Source organism: Aquitalea magnusonii, from assembly GCF_002217795.2.
GTDB classification, from domain to species: Bacteria; Pseudomonadota; Gammaproteobacteria; order Burkholderiales; family Chromobacteriaceae; genus Aquitalea; species Aquitalea magnusonii_B.
This window is the reverse complement of record NZ_AP018823.1, coordinates 110,479-131,328: the sequence shown is the minus strand read 5'-3', so window position 1 is coordinate 131,328 and position 20,850 is coordinate 110,479. Positions and strand designations below refer to the sequence as shown.

Here is a 20,850-nt window from a genome sequence, read left to right as displayed (position 1 = left end):
TTCCGCAATGCAGCATCTGGATCGGCAATCCCAACGCCCGCAACAATGAAAAACGGCCTGCCGCATCACGCGACAGGCCGTTGGATTTGGTGGGCCCTGCGGGGCTCGAACCCGCGACCAAAGGATTATGAGTCCTCTGCTCTAACCAACTGAGCTAAAGGCCCGAAGGGGAGCATTATAGCAGAATGCAATAAAAATCCCCAAGCCCTGATGCAAGCGGCTTGGGGACTCCGTACTAAACGACAGGCTGAATTACTGACCGCCCGGCTCGTTGTCAAGGAAGCTGCGCAAACGTTCCGAACGGGTCGGATGACGCAGCTTGCGCAGGGCCTTGGCTTCAATCTGACGAATACGCTCACGCGTCACATCAAACTGTTTACCCACTTCTTCCAGGGTGTGGTCGGTATTCATGTCGATACCAAAACGCATGCGCAATACCTTGGCCTCACGCGGAGTCAGGGTATCCAGCACTTCCTTGGTGGCGTCCTTCAGGCTGGAGTACATCGCAGCATCCGACGGTGCCAGGTTGTTCTGGTCCTCGATGAAATCACCCAGATGGGAATCGTCGTCATCGCCGATCGGGGTTTCCATGGAGATGGGCTCCTTGGAAATCTTCATGATCTTGCGAATCTTCTCTTCCGGCATTTCCATTTTTTCCGCCAGTTCGGCCGGATCCGGCTCACGGCCGGTTTCCTGCAGGATCTGACGCGAAATGCGGTTCATCTTGTTGATGGTTTCGATCATGTGTACCGGAATACGGATGGTACGGGCCTGGTCCGCGATCGAGCGGGTGATGGCCTGACGAATCCACCAGGTGGCATAGGTGGAGAACTTGTAACCACGACGGTATTCGAACTTGTCCACCGCCTTCATCAAGCCGATATTGCCTTCCTGGATCAGGTCGAGGAACTGCAAGCCACGGTTGGTGTACTTCTTGGCGATGGAAATCACCAGACGCAGGTTGGCCTCGATCATTTCCTTCTTGGCACGGCGCGCCTTGGATTCACCCGCCGACATCTGGCGGTTGATTTCCTTGAGCTCCTTGATCGGCAGCATGGCACGATCCTGCAGCTCGGACAGCTTGGTCTGCTTCTCGATGATGGCGTACTTGAAGCGGGTCAGTGCCTCGCTCCAGGCCTTGCCGGAATCGATTTCGGTTTCCACCCAGGCGGTGTTGATTTCGTTGCCGGGGAATACCTTGATGAAGTGGGTGCGGTCCATGCGCACGCGCGTCACACAGATGTCCTGGATATCACGTTCGAACGTACGGATTTCGTTGACACGGCGGCGCAGCGATTCACACAGCGATTCGATCTGGCGGGTGGAGAAGCGCACCATCATGAACTCGGTGGTGATGGCGTCTTGCAGTTCCAGGTAAGCCTTGGACTTGGAGCCTTCCTTTTCCAGCACCTTGACCATCTTGTCGAACATCATGCGCACACCGGCAAAGTGCTCCAGCGTCTGCTGCTTGAGTTCTTCCAGATTGGCAAGATTAGCCGCTTCGGCGCTGGCTTCGTCGTCCTCGCCCTCTTCTTCCTCGTCTTCCAGCAGCGCGTCTTCTTCAACCTCCGGCTCGGCAAACGGGAGCGCAGCTTCCGCAGCTTCGGCATTAGGGTCGATGAAACCGTCGACGACTTCGTCAACGCGGATTTCTTCCTTGCCGATGCGCTCGACCAGCTCCAGCACTTCTGCCACGGTGCCCGGGCATGCCGAGATGGCCAGAATCATGTGCTTGAGGCCGTCTTCGATACGCTTGGCGATTTCGATTTCGCCTTCACGGGTCAACAGCTCGACCGAGCCCATTTCGCGCATGTACATGCGCACCGGGTCGGTGGTACGGCCAAACTCGGAATCCACCGACGACAGGGCCGCCTCGGCTTCTTCCACCGCATCTTCATCCGCAACAGCCGGCGTGGCATCGGACATCAGCAGGGTTTCTGCGTCCGGCGCTTCGTCATAAACCTGGATGCCCAGACCGGAAATCATCGTGACGATGTTTTCAATCTGCTCGGCATCGGACACATCTTCCGGCAGGTGGTCGTTGATCTCGGCGTAGGTGAGATAACCACGTTCCTTGCCCAGGGCAATCAGCTGGCGCAGCCGTTTACGCTGCTCTTCCAGGCTCATTACCTGTTCTTCGTTGTCCTGCACATCTTTTTGATTTTCGGGAGAGGCCGCCATTTTGCTTCCTGCTTTAAAAAAGCCGAAAAAAACAGTTGATTATAACACAACTACGTCACCCCTGCCCCGGCTCACATAGGCGAGCCGAGCAGGTCTCGGAGCAGTTCCCTGAATAATGCTTTTTCTTCCGGACTTAGACCTTCGTTACGGTCCTTCAGTTTTAGCCTTTCCACCTGGGCTTCACGCAACATTTTCAGCAATCTGGCGTTGCCATGCTGAAACTGGATGCGGTCATCCTCACCGGGGTCGGCAAACTCGTCCGGATCCTGCATGGCCTGGTGCAGCACACTGTCGATCAGCCCTTCGTAGGGGGTGCCACGCAAGCCCTCTATCAATTGCGCCGTATTGGGCGGCTGTTCGTGTTCCTGCACACTTTCGGCCAACATCGCAAAGCAGGCCAGTTCGTCGGACAGCGGCAGGCTGTCCGGCAGGCTCACATCGCTGGCCCACGCCGGGTTCATCAGCAGCCATTTGATCTGCTTGTGAACAATGGGCGTGTTGATCTGGCGATATGATTCCTCCGGCAAGCGGTATTCCCGCTTGCCCTTGCGCTCCGGTGCCTTCTTGCCTGTGGTCAGCATGTCGAAATCGTCGACGTCCATGCCGGCAAGTTCTGCCAGCCGCTTTCTGATCATGAAGCCAAGCGCCGGTGCTGCAATTTGTGCCAGAAGCGGGCTGGCCTGTTTGATCAGGTCGGCCCGCCCTTCCGGCGTATTCATGTCCACGCGGCCTGTCAGCTCGCGGGTAAAGTAAACCGACAGCGGCAGGCTGTGCTGTTCCAACTGCTGCTCAAATGCTTCGGTACCGAATTCCCGTACATAGCTGTCCGGGTCGTGCTCCTGCGGCAAAAACAGAAAATTCAGCGCCTTGCCGTCCTGCAATTGCGGCAGGCTGTTTTCCAACGCACGCCAGGCGGCCTTCTGGCCAGCCTTATCGCCATCAAAGCAGAAATACACCTGATCGGCATGACGCATCAGCTTGCGCACATGCTCGCCAGTGGTGGCCGTCCCCAGCGTGGCTACCGCATAGCCGATGCCATACTGCGCCAATGCCACCACATCCATATAACCTTCAACCACCAGCACGCGATTCTTTTCTCGAATCGCCTGGCGGGCTTCGTACAAGCCGTACAGTTCGCGGCCTTTTTCGAACAGCACCGTTTCCGGCGAGTTCAGATACTTCGGCTCCCCCTTGCCCAGCACGCGCCCACCAAAACCGATGATGGCTCCGCGCTGATTACGGATGGGAAACATCACCCGCTCACGGAACCGGTCGTAACGCTTGCCGCTTTCCTCATTGAAAATGACCAGACCGGCATCCACCAGCTTGTCATCCTGATACTGCGGAAAGATGGCCTGCAGATTCTGCCACTCACCAGGGGCATAGCCGAGGCCAAAGCGCGCAGCCACTTCGCCACTGACACCACGCCCTTTCAGGTAGCTGATGGCGACCGGCGCTGACTTCAACTGCTGCTTGAAATACCCGGCAGCCAATTGCATGACTTCTTCCAGCGACAACTGCCGCTCACGCGCGGCGCGCGTGGCTTCCGGATTGACACTGCGCACCTCCGGTACCGGCATGCCAACGCTGTCAGCCAGCATCTTTACCGCATCGACAAAGCCCAAGCCCTGGTATTCCATGACGAAGCCGATGGCCGAGCCATGCGCACCACAACCAAAGCAGTGATAAAACTGTTTGCTGGGGCTAACCGTGAAGGAGGGGGATTTTTCCTTGTGGAAGGGACAACAGGCCAGATAGTTCTGGCCTGCCTTTTTCAGCGGGACATAGCGATCCACCACGTCGACAAGATCGACACGGGACAGCAACTGATCAACAAAGTCCTGTGGAATCAACGCCGAACACCTGCCTTAACACGGAGGAACAAATTACCGGACCATACTGCGCCCGGCCAGAGATCAGGCAGCAAGCCTGGCCTTGATGCGAGCCGAAACCAGTGCCATGTCGGCACGTCCCGCCAACTGCGGGCGTAGCAGGCCCATAACCTTGCCCATGTCCTGCATGGAGGCAGCACCGCTGTCGACCACGGCCTTGGCCACCAGCTCGTCGATTTCGGCTTCAGACAGTTGCTGCGGCATATAAGCCATCAGCACCGTCATTTCGGCCTTTTCCTTGTCGGCGAGATCCTGACGCTGGGCTGCTTCGTACTGGGAGATGGAGTCACGACGCTGCTTGAGCATCTTGTCGATCACCACCACGATTGCGGCATCATCCAGTTCGATGCGTTCGTCCACTTCCTTTTGCTTGATGGCAGCCATCAACAGACGAATGGCGGCCAGACGCTCGGTTTCCTTCGCCTTCATGGCGGACTTCATGTCATCGCTGATACGGGCTTTGAGGCTCATGTCGTGCTCACGGGAGCGCCATGTCAAGACATGGCGGAAAATTCTGGAGTACAAATGGCAAAACCGCAGGCCATGCCTGCGGTCCCGCTTTATGACCGATGCAACTCTTAGAAGAGTTTCGGCGGCAGCATCTGGCTGCGGATGCGCTTGTAGTGGCGCTTAACGGCAGCAGCGTGCTTGCGCTTGCGTTCGGTGGTCGGCTTTTCGTAGAACTCACGAGCGCGCAGTTCGGTCAGCAGACCGGTTTTTTCTACAGCGCGCTTGAAGCGACGCATGGCGACTTCGAACGGCTCGTTTTCTTTAACGCGAATATTCGGCATTGACTCAAGTATCCTTAGATTCCTAGGCGGCAGACGTAGGGCCACCCATAAAAAACAGTATTTTAACAACAATACGCAGTTTGGAAAAGTCTGAAGCATTCCCGACAAGCTTTTTGTGGCGCTTTTGTGCATCACGGCTTGCGAGAAGAAATCACCCCCTCACTAGGAGAACTTGGTACAGCGCTATAAAAACGTTTCGGCATCCGTTCTGCACAGTAGGCAGCACGGCCAGCCTCGACAGCCAGTTTCATGGCATGTGCCATCAATACCGGATTGCCGGCTGCAGCAATTGCGGTATTCATCAGCACGCCATCACAACCCAGTTCCATGGCGATGGCCGCATCGGAGGCGGTACCCACCCCGGCATCCACCAGCACCGGCACACTGGATTGCTCGATGATCAGTTTCAGGTTCCACGGATTGAGGATGCCCATGCCGGAGCCAATCAGGCTGGCCAGCGGCATGATGGCGCAGCAGCCTATCTGTTCCAGCTCACGGGCGATGATAGGATCGTCGGAGGTATACACCATCACATCAAAGCCCTCGGCCACCAGTACTTCGGCTGCTTTCAGCGTTTCCTTGACGTTGGGGAACAGATTGCCGGAGTCACCCAGCACTTCCAGCTTGACCAGACGGTGGTCATCCAGCAGCTCGCGCGCCAGGCGCAAGGTACGGATGGCATCCTCGGCGGAATAACAGCCCGCCGTATTGGGGAGCAGAGTGTAGCGGTTCTGCGGCAAAAAATCGAGCAGATTGGGCTCTCCGGCATGCTGACCCAGATTGACGCGACGAATGGCCACCGTGACGATATCGCAACCAGAGGCATCCAGCGCCTGGGCTGTCTGTTCAAAATCACGATATTTGCCGGTTCCCACCAGCAAACGGGAATTGTATGCCTTACCTGCGATGACCAGTTGATCCTGCACCTTCCACTCCTTCGCCCTTGTGTCAGCCACCGCCGACAGCCACTACGATTTCCAGTTCATCCCCATCACTCAGAACAGCGCTGCCATGCTGACTGCGGGGCACGATTTCGCCATTGAGCTCGACAGCCACCCGCTTGCCAACCAGCTCCAGCGCCTGCACCAGCTCAGCCACCGTGGCCAGCCGGGCGAATTCTTTCACTTCACCATTGATGCGCAACTGCATGTGTTATCTCCGCTCTGTCCGCTGCACCACCACCAGGCTCTGCACCTCGTTCAGCACGCGGGACAGATGCTCGACACTCTCCACCTGCAGGCGGAAATGAATATGGATGAAGCCATCGCCAACATGCGTATCCTGGGTGTCCACGCTTTCGATATTGGCCGAGGCCTGCGAGATGGCGGCGGCAATATCGGCCAGCGCTCCACGCTCGTTACGGGCCAGCACACTGACGCTGACACCAAACATACGGTCACGCTGGGTTTCCCAATTCACGTTCAGCAGCTTGTCGTGATCAACCCTCTGCACATTCGGACAGCTAACGCGGTGAATCACCAGCCCCTGCCCCTTGGTAATCACCCCAAGGATTTCATCGCCTGGCAAGGGGTTACAGCAACTGGACAGTTGCACGGTGCCGCCTTCAGTACCGCGGATGGTGATTGGCCCTACCCGCACTTCTTCACCCAGACGCTCACCAGCCAGTTCCACCAGACGGCGCGCCACGGCAATCGGCAGCAGTTTGCCGGCCCCAATCTCGGCCAGCACTTCGCCAAAGCCCTGCAGCTTGTCGCCGTGTACTGCCATGTACTCCGCCTTGAGCGCGTCATCCAGCAGCAGCGGCGACACCGCCAGGGCACCAATCGCCTGCTTGAGCAGTTTTTCGCCCAGCGTGGCAGCTTCTTCGCGCTGCAGGCTCTTCAGGTAATTGCGAATGCCGGAACGGGCGCGACCGCTCTGCACGAAGGTGAGCCAGGACGGGTTAGGCTTGGCCTGGGTGGAGGTGATGACTTCCACCGTATCGCCATTGCGCAGCACGGTGCGCAAGGGCATCAGCACATGATTGACGCGGGCGGCAATACAGCGATGACCTACGTCGGTATGTACGGCATAGGCAAAGTCGACCGGGGTGGAGCCTTGCGGCAGCACCATGATCTTGCCCTTGGGGGTGAACACGTACACCTCGTCGGGGAACAGGTCGATCTTGATGTGTTCGAGGAATTCGACGGCGTCGTCACTCTCCTCCTGCATGTCCAGCAGGCTTTGCAGCCACTGGTGTGTGCGCTGCTGGGCGGTATTGATACCGGCATCGCCACTCTTGTACATCCAGTGCGAAGCCACGCCCGCCTCGGCCACGCCGTTCATTTCGCGGGTGCGGATCTGCATCTCCACCGGCGTGCCATAAGGGCCGAACAAGGTGGTGTGCAGGCTTTGGTAGCCATTGCCCTTGGGAATGGCGATGTAGTCCTTGAACTTGCCCGGAATAGGCTTGTACAGGCTGTGCAGGGCACCCAGCGCCAGGTAACAGCTTGGGATGTCGTTCACCACCACGCGGAAACCGTAGATATCCAGCACCTCGGAAAACGACAGGTGTTTTTCCTGCATTTTCTTGTAGATGCTGTAGAGGTTTTTTTCGCGCCCCTTGATGGTGGCTTCGATATTGCTTTCCACCAGCCGCTGGCTGACGGTTTTCAGAATCTTGTTAACCACTTCGCGGCGATTGCCGCGCGCGGCGCGCACTGCCTTGGACAATACGCTGTAGCGATGCGGATGCAGATGCTTGAAGGCCAGATCCTGCAGCTCGCGGTACACCTTGTTCTGACCGATGCGGTTGGCAATCGGCGCATAGATTTCCAGCGTTTCCAGCGCGATGCGCTGGCGCTTGTCCTCGCGCATGGAATCCAGCGTGCGCATATTGTGCAGACGGTCGGCCAGCTTGACGATGATGACGCGGATGTCACGCGCCATGGCCAGCACCATCTTGCGGAAGTTTTCCGCCTGGGCGGTTTCCTTGGTCTGGTATTCCAGCCTTTCCAGCTTGGAGAGGCCATCCACCAGGTCAGCAACCACCTTGCCGAATTTCTCGGCCAGTGTGGGCTTGGTGACGCCGGTATCTTCCAGCACGTCGTGCAACAAGGCAGCAGCCAGCCCCTGCACATCCAGCCGCCAGTCGGTCAGCATGGTAGCCACCGCCAGCGGGTGAGTGATGTAAGGCTCACCGCTCTTGCGGGTCTGGCCTTCGTGCGCCTCGCGGCTGACTTCGAAAGCCTGGCGCAGCAGCTGCACGTCCTCCGGCTTGAGATAACGGCCTGCAGCCTCAAAAAATGCAGCCGCTTCGCGTTCGATCAATGCATTGTAATCGATGGCACTCTCAATACCGGTTTCCATGCTTCGCTCCGCCTGCACCCGGATCAGCCCTTGTTGCGAGTGAGTACTTCGCGGCCAACATGGCCGGCAGCAATTTCACGCAGGGCAACCACGGTGGGCTTGTGACGACCGGCATCCACAAAGGACGTTGCACCGGAAGCCACCTGGCGGGCGCGATAAGCTGCAGCCAGCGTCAGGTCAAAACGGTTCTGGATACGGTCCAGGCAATCATCTACGGTAATACGGGCCATAATGGGTTCTTTCGTAAATTGTACGATGTGGTTAACTATATCGAGTTTCGCCGCAGCAACCAATGCGTGCTAGCCGCGCTGGACACCCATGCGCGCAAGCGCTTGTGCCAGACGGCGGGTTTGCACTTCTGCGCGCAGCCTGCGGGCACGGAAGATGCTGATCAGATCAACGCGGGCACGCTCGAAATCGTCATTCACCACGATGTAATCGTATTCGGCAACTTTGTCGATTTCGGAGCGGGCCGACGCCAGACGCCGCAGAATGACTTCCTCACTGTCGGTTCCGCGGCCACGCAGACGGCGTTCCAGCTCCTCGATGGACGGTGGCAGGATAAAAATACCCACCGCATCGGGGAATACCTTGCGTACCTGCTCAGCGCCCTGCCAGTCGATTTCCAGCAGGATGTCACGTCCTGCCTCCAGCCGGCTTTGCAGCCAGCGCACACTGGTGCCGTAGAAGTTGCCATACACTTCGGCATACTCCAGAAAATCGCCGGCCGCAATCATGGACTGGAACGCAGTGTGATCAATGAAATGATAATGCTTGCCGTCTTCCTCACCGGTGCGCGCGGCACGCGTGGTGTAGGAAACAGATAGCTCGACCGTGGGCTCGGCTTGCAGCAAAGCTGCCACCAGCGAGGTTTTGCCGGCCCCGGAAGGGGCTACCACGATGTAGATGTTCCCGACGGCCTTGCTCATCAATCGCACATCCTGCCAAAGAAAGGGTAATTTTTCAGAATACCACAGACTGCTTTTCCGGTTAAGAGCAAAAGTATCTTCATGTCAAGATTTAGGTATTTGTCTTCACACCGAAGTAAAATCCTGCGTCTTATCCAATACATAACAAGGCTCGGAGCATCTCTGTCATGCAACTACTGGAAAGCTTTTTCAAGCTGAGGGAACACGGCACTTCGGTGAGGACCGAAGTCATTGCCGGCTTCACCACCTTCCTGACCATGGCTTATATCGTGCTGGTCAACCCGCTGATCCTGTCTGCCACCGGCATGGACTTGAATGCAGTCTTCGTCGCCACCTGCCTGGCAGCCGCACTGGGCACCGCCATCATGGGTCTGGTTGCCAACTATCCGATAGCACTGGCTCCCGGCATGGGGCTGAATGCTTACTTCACCTTCAGCGTGGTCAAGGGTATGGGGATTCCCTGGCAAGCTGCGCTGGGTGCGGTATTCATTTCCGGCATCGTTTTTCTGGCTGTCAGCCTGTTCAAGGTGCGTGAAGCCATCGTCAATGCCATCCCGCGCTCGCTGAAGTTTGCCATCTCTGCCGGTGTTGGCATGTTCCTGGCCATCATCGCGCTGAAGAACGCAGGCGTGATCGCACCGCATCCGGCGACCTACCTGACGCTGGGCAATATTCACAACCCGACCACCCTGCTGGCTATCCTGGGTTTCTTCCTGATTGTGGCACTGGAATACCGCAAGGTTCCCGGCTCCATCATCATCGGCATCCTGATCGTAACCGTGCTGTCCATCCTGTTTGGCCTGTCCAAGTTTGAAGGCATCTTCGCTCCGGTGCCGAGCATGGCACCCACCTATATGGCAATGGATCTGCACGGCGCGATGAGTGCCGGTCTGATCGGGGTGATTTTCGTATTCTTCTTTGTCGACCTGTTTGACACCACCGGCACGCTGGTGGGCGTATCGCACCGTGCCGGCCTGCTGGACAAGGATGGCAAGCTGCCGCGCCTGAAGCGCGCCCTGCTGGCCGACTCCGTGGCCATTACCGCCGGTGCCGTGATGGGTACATCCTCCACCACCGCGTATATCGAATCTGCCGCCGGCACCGCAGTCGGTGGCCGTACCGGCCTGACTGCCGTGGTGGTTGCCATCCTGTTCCTGGCCTGCTTGTGGGTATCTCCGCTGGCCAAGACCGTACCGGCCTACGCCACTGCACCGGCGCTGTGCTACGTTGCCGTGCTGATGGCGCGCGGCCTGGCTGAAATCGAGTGGAATGACCTGACTGAATCCGCTCCTGCGGTGATGACTGCACTGGCCATGCCGTTTACCTTCTCGATTGCCGATGGTATCGCTTTTGGCTTCATCAGCTATGCTGTGATCAAGATTCTGGCCGGTCGCTTTGCCGACCTGAAGCCCGCCGTGGTGGTGATTGCCGCACTGTGGATCTTCAAACTGGCCTTCTTTGCCTGATCGTCAGCCAGTCAATCAGGGCCTGCCGCCTGGTGCGGTGGGCCTTTTTGCTTTGTGCGACAGCAAACACGGTCGCTTCATTTGAAAGTACAATAGCGCCATGGAAAATCTCAGCAATCTCGACTACTCCAGCTATCTCAAGGGCTGGATCCGCACCGTGCCCAACTGGCCCAGCCAGGGTGTGATGTTCCGCGACATCACACCGCTGCTGCAGAACCCGAAAACCTTCCGCATGCTGATCGACATCTATGTGCATCGCTACATGCTGGAACAGGTGGATCTGATTGCCGGGCTGGACGCACGCGGTTTCATCATCGGCTCGGTACTGGCTTACGAGCTGAATGTGGGCTTCGTCCCCATCCGCAAGAAAGGCAAGCTGCCTTTCACCACGGTGGCAGAAGAATACGAACTGGAATACGGCAACGCCACGGTGGAGATTCACACCGATGCTTGCAAACCGGGCGACCGGGTCATTCTGATCGACGATCTGGTGGCAACCGGCGGCACCATGATGGCTGGTTACAATCTGCTGAAAAAGCTGGGCGCAGACGTGCTGGAAGCGGCTGCCATCATCGAATTACCCGAACTGGGTGGCGGAAAACTGGTGCGCGATAGTGGACTGGATGTATTTACAGTCTGCTCCTACGAAGGCCACTGAACCTGCGACAGCGGCCTCCTCAAGACATGAAAAACGGACCTGAATGGTCCGTTTTTCAATGACTGATGCCACACCTCAGTCGTCCACTCGCCTGGCCTTGGCCAGCAGACCCACCTGATAACGGCCATAGGCCACCAAGCCACGCCAGGTCCAGCGCGCCAGCAAGTAACACAGAAACAAGCCGCCACCACCCAAGGCCATCAGCAGCAAGCCGGTCAGCAACATGCCCTGCGCACTCAAGCCCCAGTTCAGGCCACCGATATCCACTTGCCCGGTGTCATCCTTGATATGCAGCCGGCCAAGCGCATCACTGGCATTGCGCTCCAGGCTGACCGTGCCATCGCTAGACTGGATATGGATGCTGGCCCGTCCGGACGATGCCTCGCGCACGACATCCACTCTTTCGCCGTTGCTGCCGCGAATGTGGATATTACCCTCCGGGCCACCCTGGGCAAAATCAGACCAGATGGCCCGCACCTCGGGTGCTTCGTGAATGACCGGCCAGCCGAATAGCTGATTACATGCAAATGTGCCAAACAACACCAGGCCGCCAATCAGGATGCCGGTGGAAGCCAGCGCCGCCATGGTCAGCATCCACAGATAAAACAGGAAGGGCGCTGCCAACAGGAAGTTGAGCAGACCCATGCCGGCAATGGCCCCCACCACGGCAAACAGATTGCCGAAGCTCTTGCGGCTTTCCCAGCGCGCAATGTGATGGCGGGCGGTCAGCTCTCGTGCCAACTGGCGCGGGTCTCCCAGTCCGGCGGCGATATCTGCTTCACTGCGGCCTGCCGCCAGGCCATCACGGAAATATTCCTGATAATCGCTGATGATGTCCTGTCTTTCGCTTGCCGGCAGCCTGGACAGTGCCTCCTGTAATTGGCTGATGAATTCTTGCTGGTTCATGATGCCTCTCCCTTGGTCTGGCCGGCGGCCAGTTGCAACACACTGTTCACATCGGCAACAAACTCCTGCCATTCCTGCTGCATCAGCACCAGTTGTTGCCGCCCTGCTGCCGTCAGGCTGTAGTACTTGCGCGAAGGCCCGCTGGCCGACTCCACCAGATAAGTGGAAACCCATGCTTCGGCCTGCAGTCTGCGCATCAGCGGGTACATGGTGCCTTCGCTCACCTCCATGCTGCGCGACAGAATGCTTACCAGCTCGTAGGCATAGCTATCCCCGGCGGCCAACGCGGCCAGCACACACATATCCAGCGTGCCCTTTTTCAACTGCGTTTTCATGGTAAGACTCCCATACCTTGCATTACACGGTAGATAGGTGTGCCAGATGCAAGGTCAGGTCGAATACTATCCCTAACTACTATGCATTGCAAGGTACATGGTAAAACCACGTAGTTGCCCCAGCCCGACACTATCCACGCCATCTAAGAATTTTCTTTAATTCAAGTAAGAAAATTCACGATTCATAACGCATAATCCCCCACATTACCCAACCCGGAATAACAGGCATGAGCACGAAAAAGAAATCACTCGCCCTGGTCCTTGGCGGCGGCGCACCCAATGCAACCCTGATGGCCGGCTCGCTGGTGGCATTCATTGAAGCGGGCGTGGAATTCGACATCATCTCCACCTCGGGTGCCGGTGCGATAGTCGGCCTGCTGTACATGGCAGCCAAAGGCCAGCCCCCCAAGCAAGCACTGGAAAAACTGGCCGACATGGGCGTGGCTGACGCGCTGTACTCTGCCTTTCCGGTCAACTTCAAGGTATTCAACAAACCGGGCTTGATGGCCGACCTGTGGCGGCAGTGGCAACAGGCCAACCCGGTGCTGCAAGCCATCCAGGCACAGGCTGACCAGGGGCCGCTGCAGCGTCTGGCTGCCGACTGGAGCAGCTGGCTGATGGCGACACTCTGCCCTAGCGATCTAAACGCCCAAAGCCAGGGCCTGTGCGCCCATGTGCCGTTTATCGATCAAGTGGTGGACTTCAGCAAACTGGCCAGCATCAAGCCGCAGTTTTACCTGAATGCCTACAATCTCAGCCGGAAGCGCATGGAATGCTGGGACAAACGGCAAATCACCCATGAGCACTTCCTGGCAGCGCTGTCCTTCCCGCTGATCTACCCGCCTTATCTGCTGGATGGCGACTACTACATCGAAGGTGCCGCCATCGACACCCTCAACTTCAAGCGCCTGTTCCAGGATCATCCTTATATCGATACCACCGTGGTGTTCGATGTATTGGGCAGCGAAGAGATCCTGCATCCGCCGCGCGACCTGTACGACGCCTGGGTGCAGTCCATCATCACCCCGCTGACTGAAATTGCCCGCGATGACCTGAAGCTGTTCGAGGCCCTGCATAACAAGGATGCCGAAGGCAAGCCGCGCACCAAGTTGCTGCGTGTGGCCTATGACAAGTTCATCCGTCCGGAACAGCGCGAGCAGGAGCTGGACTGGTCCTACTCCAATCTGTCGCAGATGTATCAGGCAGGCTATGCCGCCGGACAGGCATTGTGCCGCGACCATGCCGCGGAACTGGGCCTGGCCTGATTCTGCCGCTACCATGCAACAAGGGCTGCCATGGCAGCCCTTGTTCATCTACATCTCACCTGCCCTTCAACCGACGTCGCCACGCCGCCGCAGGTGTTTCAGCCCCTCGCTCAGTACCACTCGATACCGCTCTTCTCGGTGGAGATGATGGTACCGGCTTCGCCCTTGACGATCTTCTCGATGTCTTCCAGCGCGCCAATCACCGCACGCTTGCCGGTCAAGCGGGCAAATTCGCAGGCGGCTTCCACTTTCGGGCCCATCGAGCCGGCGGCAAAGCCCAGCTTGTCCATTTCGTCCGGGTGGGCGTGGCGGATGGCCTTGGCTTCGGGGGTGCCCCAGCCAACAAACACGCTCTTCACGTCGGTGGCGATGACGAAGTAGTCGGCGTCCACTTCGCGGGCCAGCAGGGCGGAGGCCAGGTCTTTGTCGATCACCGCTTCCACGCCCACCAGCTTGTCGCCCTGGTACATGGTGGGGATGCCGCCACCACCGGCAGCAATCACGACCGCGCCTTTTTCGATCATCCATTTGATGGGGCGCAGTTCGAAGATGCGTTTCGGTTTCGGGCTCGGTACCACGCGGCGGTAGTAGTCGCCGTCGGCTTTCACCGTCCAGCCGTGGCTGGCAGCCAGCGCTTCGGCTTCTTCCTTGCTGTACACCGGGCCGACGAACTTGGTGGGGTTCTGGAAGGCGGGGTCGGCGGCGTCCACTTCGGTCTGGGTGAGGATGGTGGCCAGCGGCACTTCAAACGGCAGCACATTGCCCAGTTCCTGTTCGATCATGTAGCCGATCATGCCTTCGGTCTGGGCACCGAGGACATCCAGCGGATAGGGGGTGACTTTGCCGTCGACGTGGCGGGCGTAGGCGTCGTTTTGCAGGCCGAGCAGGCCGACTTGCGGACCGTTGCCGTGGCACATCACCAGGTTGTGGCCCAGCCGGGTGACGGCGGCCAGTTGTTCGGCGGCCACCTTGACGTTGGCGCGTTGGTTGTCAGCGGTCATGGCTTCGCCACGACGTTGCAGGGCATTGCCGCCCAGGGCTACGACGACTCGCATGATGTTTCCTTTTCTGGCCCTGTCCGCGCGTGCGGGACAGTGGCGTGGCCGGTCTGCCTGTGGCAGGCCGGTGTGTGTCGGATGGGGCGGCAGGTCACCGGGGGATGACCTGCCGGAGGGTGGAATCCGCCTGAGTGAGGGGGAGCGGATTCCGCCGCCACGACTGCAAGGGGGTGTCGTCGTGGTGGGTGAAACGGTATAGCTGTCAGACTTCAACTTCAGGTGATTCAGCTGCTTGCACGGCGTTTTGCCTTACACGCTGGCGACGTGGCAAAGTCAGCGCAGCGGCTGCTGCCAGGCGCGCCGCCGCAGACAGTACAGGTCGTACGGCAAGGCGGCGCAACAACGCAGCGGGGCTTTGCCACGTTGTCCAGTCTTAATCGCCCAGCGTGGCGACCAGGATGGCCTTGATGGTGTGCATGCGGTTCTCGGCTTGCTCGAAGGCAATGCAGGCTTCGCTTTCGAACACGTCTTCGGTCACTTCAATGCCATTGGCCAGGTCCGGGTATTGCGCGGCAATTTCCTTGCCCACCTTGGTTTCGCTGTTGTGGTACGCCGGCAGGCAGTGCATGAACTTGACTTGCGGGTTCTGTGCAGCAGCCATCAGCGCGGCATTCACCTGGTAAGGTTTCAGCAGGCGGATGCGTTCGGCCCACACTTCGGCCGGTTCGCCCATCGATACCCACACGTCGGTGTGGATGAAGTCGGTGCCCTTGACGGCTTCGGCGGCGTCTTCGGTCAGGGTGATGCGGGCGCCGGTCTTGGCGGCGATGGCACGGCATTCGGCCACCAGTTCATCGGTCGGCCACAGGTGTTTCGGGGCGCCGATGCGCACGTCCATGCCCAGCTTGCTGCCAATCACCAGCAAGGAGTTGCCCATATTGTTGCGGGCGTCGCCCAGGTAGGTGTAGCTGATTTGCGAGATCGGCTTGTCGCTGTTTTCCCACATGGTCAGCACGTCGGCCAGCATCTGGGTGGGGTGCCATTCGTCGGTCAGGCCGTTGTACACCGGGACGCCGGCGAATTTGGCCAGTTCGTTTTCCACCATGTCCTGGTCGAAGCCGCGGTATTCGATGGCGTCATACATGCGACCCAGCACGCGGGCGGTATCTTTCATCGATTCCTTGATACCGATCTGCGAGCCGGACGGTCCGAGGTAGGTGACGTTGGCGCCCTGGTCGTAGCAGGCTACTTCGAACGCACAGCGGGTGCGGGTGGAGGTTTTTTCAAAGATCAGGGCGATGTTCTTGCCCTTCAGGTGTTGCTGTTCGGTGCCGGTGTACTTGGCGCGTTTCAGGTCGCGGGCCAGGTCGAGCATGTAGCGGATTTCGCGCGGGGTGAAGTCCAGCATGCGGAGGAAGTTGCGGTTGCGCAGATTGAAGGCCATGGTAACACTCCTTGTTTCGGTGCCGGGTGGCGGGCTTGGCCGTCGCCACCGGGCGAGATTGATGTGCTTGGTGTGCTGCGGGGGCAGCGGTTTAAATCTTCACTTCGTCACGGATGATCGGGCAGGTCATGCAGTGACCACCGCCACGGCCACGGCCCAGTTCGGAGGCCGGAATCTCGATCACTTCCACCCCGTGCTGACGCATCAGCTTGTTGGTGTAGGTGTTGCGGTCGTAGGCCACCACCACGCGGCGGTCCAGGGCCACCACGTTGTTGCCGTCATCCCATTGTTCGCGTTCGCGCTGGTAGGCATCGCCGGCGGTCTGGATGATGTGGACTTCCTTCAGGCCGAGGGCCTGGCGCACCACTTCGGTAAACGGCACGCCGTCGTGGCGTTCGAAGCGGACTTCGCCTTCCTTGTCACCGGCGTAGATGCTGGTGCAGACGATTTCGTTGACCACGTCCGGGAACACCGACAGCAGGTCGATATCGAGGAAGCTGAACACGGTGTCCAGGTGCATGGCGGCACGCGATTTGGGCATCTGGCAGGCAATCACGCGGGTGGCGCCGCCTTCCTTGCCCAGCACATTGCGGGCTACTTGCACGACGGCTTGCGGGCTGGTGCGTTCGCCCATGCCGATGAGCACCACGCCGTTGCCGATCGGCATCACGTCGCCGCCTTCCAGCGTGGCCGGGCCGTGGTTCTTGTCGCAGTCGCCCCACCATACCTTCACCTTGCCGGCGAAGTACGGGTGGTGCTGGTAGATGGCTTGCAGGATCAGGGTTTCCTGACGGCGGGCCGGCCAGTACATCGGGTTGAGCGTCACGCCTTCGTAGATCCAGCAGGACGGGTCGCGCTGGAACAGGCTGTTGGGAATCGGCGGGATGACGAATTCGGACTGGTCCAGATAGCCGCCGAACAGGCCTTTGGGGTCGAACGGCAGTTCGAACTTGGCGATGCCGCCGATCAGGTGCTCGGCCAGTTGGGTGGACGGCATTTCGTCCAGCCAGCTGCGCAGGTCGGTCAGCATGCCGATACCGACGTTGTCAGCCTTGACCTTGCGGTCCAGCAGCCAGCTGCGGGCGGCCTTGTCGTCCAGCACCTGGGCCAGTGCGTCGTGGGCTTCGATCACATGGATGCCACGGGCGCGCATCTGCTCAACCATGTAGGCGTGGTCTTTCTGGGCGCGTTCCACCCAGATCACGTCATCAAACAGCAGGTCGTGGCAGTTGTCGGGGGTGAGGCGTTTGTGGGCCAGGCCCGGACGGCACACCATCACGCTACGCAGCTTGCCACATTCGGAATGAACACCAAATTTGTTGGTCATGATCAAACTCCTGCAATTGAGGTAAGGGAGTCGGGGAGCGCCCTTGAGACGCTCCTCAGGAATTGTTGTTGTCTTAGAGGGTGAGCTGGCCGGTGATCAGCTCGTAGGCTGCAATCACACCCAGTACCACGATGATGGCGGCCAGTGCGGCTTCTGCACCCTTGAACGGCTTCTCGCCATGTTCTTTCTTGGCCCACAGGTAGAACAGCAGGCCCGGGGCATACAACACCATCGACAGGAACAGGTACTTCAAACCAGCGGCATAGATCAGCCATACACCGTACACACTGGCAATACCGGCAATACTCAGTTCACGGCCCTTGCTTTCACCAGCCTGGTAGCCTTCACCACGCTGAGCCACCATGAAGGAGTACACGGCACACAGCAGGTAAGGAATCAGGATCATCGACGTGGCCAGCGACAGCAGTGCCAGGTAACCGGCCGAGCTGAACAGGGTGATGATCAGGAACAGCTGGATCAGACCGTTGGTCAGCCACAGCGAAGCTGCCGGAGAACCGTTGGCATTGGTGGTGCCGAAGATGCGCGGCATCACACCGTCTTTACCGGCCAGGTAAGGCGCTTCAGCAGCCAGCAGCGTCCAGGCCAGCAGCGCACCACCCACCGAGATCACCAGACCGGCATTCATGATGTTGGCACCCCAGGGGCCAATGGCCTTTTCCAGCACATAGGCGGTGGAAGGGTTCTTCAGTGCGGCCAGTTCGGGTTGCGTCATCACACCCAGCGCCAGTACCGATACCGCTACCAGCAGGGCAATGGTCAGCAGGAAACCGACTACAGTGGCCTTGCCCACATCACTCATTTTTTCGGCACGGCCAGAGAACATCGACGCACCTTCGATACCGATGAACACCCACACAGTCACCAGCATGGTGCTCTTCACCTGGTCGACAATGGAGCCCAGCTTCGGATTACCCCAGAAGTCCAGATTGAAGGTATCGATCTTGAAGGCAAACACCACCAGTACGATGAACAGCGCCAGCGGAACCAGCTTGGCAATGGTGGTGATGGTGTTGATGAATGCCGCACCATGCACGCCACGCAGTACCAGGAAATGCAGGCCCCACAGCAAGATGGATGCGCAGATGATGGCCGTCGGCGTGTTGCCATCGCCAAAAGCGTGGAACCAGAAACCCAGTGCCGAGAACATCACCACAAAGTAGGAAACGTTGCCGATCCAGGCCGAAATCCAGTAACCCCAGGCTGAGTTGAAGCCCATGTAGTCACCGAAACCAGCGCGGGCATAACCATATACACCGCCTTCTACTTCCGGCTTGCGGTTGGCCAGCATCTGGAAGGCAAATGCCAGTGTCAGCATGCCCAAAAAGGTGATGGCCCAACCAATGATGATGGCGCCGGCACCGGCACCTGCCGCCATGTTTTGCGGTAGCGAGAAGATGCCGCCGCCAATCATGGAACCCACTACCAGTGCGGTGAGCGCACCCAGTTTCAGTTTGGGTGCTCCCCCACCTTGTACTTCCGTTTCAGTGGACATTTTCGTTCTCCGTGAAATACATTAACCTGAAAACTATCTGTATATTATTAATTTCTAATTCGTTGATGTGATGATAGTAGCGGATGTAAAAGGCTTCCAGAATCTACAAGCAGATGTTTGACCAGGATCAAATGGAAAAATGGGAGGATGGAACGGCAGAAAATGAAGATGGCTGGGTTATAGGCGGGAAGCTACTGATATCCCAATTGAATTTATAAATTTATCGCCACGGCTTATTAGCAATAAATAAGTACAAATTATTAAATTAAAAGTTACAGATAAAAACAGGCAAAAAAAATGGATACGGCCCACCACCGTATCCACCAACACACACATCAAGAGGAAATCTACACCTACACCTACACCACAATAAAACCGTTATCAGTCATTCGGCCCGGCGTTTTTCACCTTGCGACTGATGACAAAAATCACACCGCATACCACCACGGTAGCAAAGACAATGGTTGCCAAACCCAGAACACCGACATCGTCGGAAAGAAGTTGACCCAGCAGTTCCATCTCCCACTCCTTAGCTGGCGGTTTGCCGCCTTGATTGATTAGTCGATGGTCATAATAACCCTACAAAAAATGTGGATGTTGACGCAAATCAACAATCCGTTCACCACGCATCGCCGCATGGAAAGTTCCAAAAAAACAAAACCATGCTGGCACATTATTCATTTCGGGTAGGGGTGTGCCGGTATCTGCCGATACCGGCAAAGAAAAAGCCCCTGCATGGCAGGGGCTTTGGAATACGGCAGATCTGAGGCTCAGGGCTGCTTGTTGCCGCCCATATCCTTGGACAGGAAGAAGGCATCGGAGAAGAACTCGTCTTCCGGCAGCTTGCGCTCGGTAATGAAGCTGCGATGGGCGGATTCCACCATGACCGGCGCGCCACAGGCATATACCTGATAGCCGGACAGGTCGGCAAAGTCATCCAGCACCGCCTGGTGTACAAAGCCGGTACGGCCTTGCCATGCATCTTCCGGCAGCGCTTCGGACAATACCGGAATCACGCTGATGTTGGCATGCGCAGCCTGCCAGCTGGCGGCCAGTTCGGCCATGTACAGGTCGGCCTTGGTACGTGCGCCCCAGTACAGCACCATCTGGCGCTGGATGCCGTGATGGATGGCGTGCTCAATAATGCCCTTGACCGGCGCAAAGCCGGTACCGCTGGCCACGAAAATGATGGGCTTGTCCGAATCCTCACGCAGGAAAAAAGAACCCATCGGGCCTTTGAAGCGCATGATTTCGCGCTCTTTCATCTGGGTGAAGACATAGTCGGAAAAACTGCCACCGGGCTGATGACGGATATGCAGCTCCAGGAAGGCATCATCATGCGGGGCGTTGGCAATGGAAAAACTGCGTTTCTTGCCATCCTTCATCAGGATATCGATGTACTGACCGGCGCGGAATTGCAGGCGCTCGGACACCGGCAGCTTGAGCTTGAGCACGGCCACATCGTGCATCTTGACCATGCTTTCCACGCGGCACGGCAGGGTCTTGATCTGGATGTCACCAGCACCGGCCACTTCACGGGCTTCAATGGTGATATCACCTTGCGGGCGGGCACAGCAGAACAGGGTCATGCCCTGAACGCGTTCGCTTTCTGGCAGGGCTTTTTCCTGATAGCCATCCTGGCTAACCTCACCCTCTACTACCTTGCCCTTGCAGGCGCCACAGGCACCGTCACGGCAGCCATAAGGCAGGCCGACATTCTGGCGCAAAGCCGCTTCCAGAATGGTTTCATGCGCTTCAACACTGAACGTATGCCCGCTCGGGAGCACTTTGACCTGGGAAGTCATTGGGTACCTTTATTATTCCAAATCTCGGTAA

At 58.0% G+C, this 20,850-nt stretch carries 20 protein-coding genes and 1 tRNA gene; 3 read left to right on the top strand and 18 right to left on the bottom strand.

Going from position 1 to position 20,850, the window contains the following annotated elements; genetic code table 11:
• Positions 1 to 87: 87 nt before the first annotated feature.
• From DLM_RS00680 to gmk, 10 genes are all read right to left on the bottom strand, one after another.
• Positions 88 to 164: transfer RNA gene (locus DLM_RS00680), tRNA-Ile, on the bottom strand.
• A gap of 88 nt (positions 165 to 252) precedes the next feature.
• Entirely contained in the window at positions 253 to 2,181 is a 1,929-nt protein-coding gene (rpoD, locus tag DLM_RS00675; RefSeq protein ID WP_089083922.1) for an RNA polymerase sigma factor RpoD, read from the bottom strand.
• Positions 2,182 to 2,252: 71 nt separating this feature from the next.
• Positions 2,253 to 4,034: a DNA primase gene (gene dnaG, locus DLM_RS00670; RefSeq protein WP_089083921.1), complete on the bottom strand. Its 1,782-nt coding sequence runs from the start codon at positions 4,032 to 4,034 to the stop codon at positions 2,253 to 2,255.
• Positions 4,035 to 4,097: 63 nt separating this feature from the next.
• Positions 4,098 to 4,544, bottom strand: coding sequence for a GatB/YqeY domain-containing protein (locus tag DLM_RS00665; protein WP_089083920.1), 447 nt, complete (start codon positions 4,542 to 4,544; stop codon positions 4,098 to 4,100).
• Between the two features lie 107 nt (positions 4,545 to 4,651).
• Positions 4,652 to 4,864 carry a 30S ribosomal protein S21 gene (gene rpsU / locus DLM_RS00660; RefSeq protein WP_059284939.1) on the bottom strand — a complete coding sequence of 71 codons (213 nt, stop codon included), beginning with the start codon at positions 4,862 to 4,864 and terminating at the stop codon, positions 4,652 to 4,654.
• Between the two features lie 131 nt (positions 4,865 to 4,995).
• Positions 4,996 to 5,790, bottom strand: coding sequence for a thiazole synthase (locus DLM_RS00655; RefSeq protein WP_089083919.1), 795 nt, complete (start codon positions 5,788 to 5,790; stop codon positions 4,996 to 4,998).
• A 22-nt stretch (positions 5,791 to 5,812) separates the two neighbouring features.
• Positions 5,813 to 6,013 carry a sulfur carrier protein ThiS gene (thiS, locus tag DLM_RS00650; RefSeq protein ID WP_089083918.1) on the bottom strand — a complete coding sequence of 67 codons (201 nt, stop codon included), beginning with the start codon at positions 6,011 to 6,013 and terminating at the stop codon, positions 5,813 to 5,815.
• Between the two features lie 3 nt (positions 6,014 to 6,016).
• Complete coding sequence (locus tag DLM_RS00645) at positions 6,017 to 8,173, bottom strand: RelA/SpoT family protein (protein WP_089083917.1); 2,157 nt, start codon at positions 8,171 to 8,173, stop codon at positions 6,017 to 6,019.
• Between the two features lie 23 nt (positions 8,174 to 8,196).
• Positions 8,197 to 8,403, bottom strand: coding sequence for a DNA-directed RNA polymerase subunit omega (gene rpoZ / locus DLM_RS00640; RefSeq protein ID WP_089083916.1), 207 nt, complete (start codon positions 8,401 to 8,403; stop codon positions 8,197 to 8,199).
• Positions 8,404 to 8,472: 69 nt separating this feature from the next.
• The gene (gmk, locus tag DLM_RS00635) at positions 8,473 to 9,102 is read right to left on the bottom strand and encodes a guanylate kinase (protein ID WP_089083915.1); all 630 of its coding nucleotides are present in this window, start codon (positions 9,100 to 9,102) and stop codon (positions 8,473 to 8,475) included.
• A gap of 167 nt (positions 9,103 to 9,269) precedes the next feature.
• On the opposite strand from gmk, the gene DLM_RS00630 reads away from it, so the two are divergent.
• Together DLM_RS00630 and DLM_RS00625 are read left to right on the top strand one after the other, a co-directional pair.
• The gene (locus tag DLM_RS00630) at positions 9,270 to 10,568 is read left to right on the top strand and encodes an NCS2 family permease (RefSeq protein WP_089083914.1); all 1,299 of its coding nucleotides are present in this window, start codon (positions 9,270 to 9,272) and stop codon (positions 10,566 to 10,568) included.
• A 100-nt stretch (positions 10,569 to 10,668) separates the two neighbouring features.
• Complete coding sequence (locus DLM_RS00625; RefSeq protein WP_089083913.1) at positions 10,669 to 11,226, top strand: adenine phosphoribosyltransferase; 558 nt, start codon at positions 10,669 to 10,671, stop codon at positions 11,224 to 11,226.
• 75 nt (positions 11,227 to 11,301) lie between these two features.
• On the opposite strand, the gene DLM_RS00620 is transcribed toward DLM_RS00625, so the two are convergent.
• Together DLM_RS00620 and DLM_RS00615 are read right to left on the bottom strand one after the other, a co-directional pair.
• Positions 11,302 to 12,132 carry a DUF1700 domain-containing protein gene (locus DLM_RS00620; RefSeq protein ID WP_167467018.1) on the bottom strand — a complete coding sequence of 277 codons (831 nt, stop codon included), beginning with the start codon at positions 12,130 to 12,132 and terminating at the stop codon, positions 11,302 to 11,304.
• Positions 12,129 to 12,467 (bottom strand): PadR family transcriptional regulator, encoded by a 339-nt coding sequence (locus tag DLM_RS00615; protein WP_089083911.1) that lies wholly within the window; start codon positions 12,465 to 12,467, stop codon positions 12,129 to 12,131. Before DLM_RS00615 ends, DLM_RS00620 begins: the two co-directional genes overlap by 4 nt.
• Positions 12,468 to 12,694: 227 nt before the next feature.
• Between DLM_RS00615 and DLM_RS00610 the strand changes: the two genes are divergently transcribed.
• Positions 12,695 to 13,732, top strand: coding sequence for a patatin-like phospholipase family protein (locus DLM_RS00610; RefSeq protein WP_089083910.1), 1,038 nt, complete (start codon positions 12,695 to 12,697; stop codon positions 13,730 to 13,732).
• Positions 13,733 to 13,842: 110 nt separating this feature from the next.
• On the opposite strand, the gene arcC is transcribed toward DLM_RS00610, so the two are convergent.
• The 6 genes from arcC to DLM_RS00580 form a co-directional block, all read right to left on the bottom strand.
• The gene (gene arcC, locus DLM_RS00605; protein WP_119313180.1) at positions 13,843 to 14,787 is read right to left on the bottom strand and encodes a carbamate kinase; all 945 of its coding nucleotides are present in this window, start codon (positions 14,785 to 14,787) and stop codon (positions 13,843 to 13,845) included.
• Positions 14,788 to 15,163: 376 nt separating this feature from the next.
• Positions 15,164 to 16,174, bottom strand: coding sequence for an ornithine carbamoyltransferase (locus DLM_RS00600; RefSeq protein ID WP_089086456.1), 1,011 nt, complete (start codon positions 16,172 to 16,174; stop codon positions 15,164 to 15,166).
• A gap of 91 nt (positions 16,175 to 16,265) precedes the next feature.
• A complete protein-coding gene (locus DLM_RS00595; protein WP_119313179.1) occupies positions 16,266 to 17,501 on the bottom strand; it encodes an arginine deiminase in 1,236 nt (411 codons plus the stop codon).
• A gap of 73 nt (positions 17,502 to 17,574) precedes the next feature.
• Complete coding sequence (arcD, locus tag DLM_RS00590) at positions 17,575 to 19,014, bottom strand: arginine-ornithine antiporter (protein WP_089083136.1); 1,440 nt, start codon at positions 19,012 to 19,014, stop codon at positions 17,575 to 17,577.
• A gap of 381 nt (positions 19,015 to 19,395) precedes the next feature.
• Positions 19,396 to 19,533: a DUF3149 domain-containing protein gene (locus DLM_RS00585; protein ID WP_082086308.1), complete on the bottom strand. Its 138-nt coding sequence runs from the start codon at positions 19,531 to 19,533 to the stop codon at positions 19,396 to 19,398.
• A 251-nt stretch (positions 19,534 to 19,784) separates the two neighbouring features.
• Positions 19,785 to 20,819: a CDP-6-deoxy-delta-3,4-glucoseen reductase gene (locus DLM_RS00580; protein ID WP_089083137.1), complete on the bottom strand. Its 1,035-nt coding sequence runs from the start codon at positions 20,817 to 20,819 to the stop codon at positions 19,785 to 19,787.
• Positions 20,820 to 20,850: the final 31 nt, after the last annotated feature.